Source organism: Streptococcus sp. OH4692_COT-348 (genome assembly GCF_003859975.1).
GTDB lineage: Bacteria > Bacillota > Bacilli > Lactobacillales > Streptococcaceae > Streptococcus.
The window spans coordinates 1-270 of the sequence record NZ_RQZB01000085.1 but is presented as its reverse complement, the minus strand read 5'-3'; the positions used below and the strand labels follow the sequence as shown (position 1 = coordinate 270).

The window sequence follows — 270 nt, the reverse complement described above, 5'->3', positions numbered from 1 at the left end:
GCTTTCGCTACTTCGGCTTTCGCTGCTGCTTTTTCATCGTCTGACAATTTAGCGTTCTTATCAATTGACGCAATCTTAGCTTCTGATGCTGTTTGGATTGCTTCTAGGGCTTTCTCTTTACCTACTGGAGTTACTGCTTCAATTGCTTTAACTCCTGTAGTTTGAGCGGCATCTACACTATCTTGATCTTTCGCTTCATTGATAGCATTTACGGCTGCGATGGCTGCTTTCGCTACTTCGGCTTTCGCTGCTGCTTTTTCATCGTCTGAC

General features: G+C 44.4%; 1 protein-coding gene. It reads right to left on the bottom strand.

All coding sequences use genetic code 11. The annotated features are described in order from the left end of the window. Positions 1-270: DUF1542 domain-containing protein (locus tag EII37_RS10995; RefSeq protein WP_124788568.1), on the bottom strand; the 270-nt coding region annotated here is incomplete at both ends.